We start from the raw sequence: 1,104 nt of genomic DNA, 5'->3' as shown, positions 1-1,104 counted from the left end.
GCGATTGGGTGAATTAAGCTTACTGTCATTTTGATGTTATCGCCTGGCATTACCATCTCAACACCTTCTGGTAATTCGATAGTACCTGTTACGTCCGTTGTACGGAAGTAGAATTGTGGACGGTAACCTTTGAAGAATGGAGTATGACGACCACCTTCTTCTTTTGACAATACGTAAACTTCTGATTCGAAGTCTGTATGTGGTGTGATTGAACCTGGTTTCGCTAATACTTGACCACGTTCGATTTCTTCACGTTTTGTACCACGTAATAATGCACCTACGTTCTCACCTGCACGACCTTCGTCAAGTAATTTACGGAACATTTCAACACCAGTTACTGTTGTTTTTGTTGTTTCTTTGATACCAACAATCTCAACCTCTTCACCCGTACGGATGATACCACGCTCTACACGACCTGTTACTACTGTACCACGACCTGAAATTGAGAATACGTCTTCAATTGGTAATAGGAATGGTTTGTCGATTGCACGCTCTGGCTCTGGAATGTAAGAGTCTAAGTGTGATGCTAATTCTAAGATTTTCTCTTCCCACTCTGCTACGCCGTTTAACGCTTGTAATGCTGAACCACGTACGATTGGTGTATCATCACCTGGGAAATCATATTGAGATAGAAGTTCACGAACTTCCATTTCTACTAATTCTAATAACTCTTCGTCATCCACCATATCGCATTTGTTTAAGAATACGATGATGTATGGTACACCTACTTGGCGACCTAAAAGGATGTGTTCACGAGTTTGTGGCATTGGACCATCTGTCGCTGCTACTACTAAGATTGCTCCGTCCATTTGTGCCGCACCTGTGATCATGTTTTTAACATAGTCCGCGTGTCCTGGGCAGTCAACGTGTGCGTAGTGACGAGTTTCTGTGTCGTACTCAACGTGTGAAGTGTTGATGGTGATACCACGCGCTTTTTCTTCTGGCGCGTTATCGATTTGGTCGAATGCACGAGCTGCACCACCGAAGTGTTTCGCTAATACAGTTGTGATCGCTGCTGTTAAAGTTGTTTTACCATGGTCAACGTGGCCGATTGTACCCACGTTAACGTGCGGTTTTGTACGTTCAAATTTTTCTTTAGACATT

General features: G+C 43.2%; 1 protein-coding gene. It reads right to left on the bottom strand.

Annotated features, from left to right (window positions below):
* Positions 1-1,103 (bottom strand): elongation factor Tu (tuf, locus tag A1D26_RS05300; protein WP_157403046.1); only part of this gene is annotated, 1,103 nt, incomplete at its 3' end.
* Position 1,104 lies beyond the last annotated feature (1 nt).

It is taken from the genome of Ursidibacter maritimus, from assembly GCF_009761395.1.
In the GTDB taxonomy this organism is placed as follows: Bacteria; Pseudomonadota; Gammaproteobacteria; order Enterobacterales; family Pasteurellaceae; genus Ursidibacter; species Ursidibacter maritimus.
Note: the sequence above shows the minus strand (reverse complement) of the source record. Positions and strands in the feature narration are given on the sequence as shown.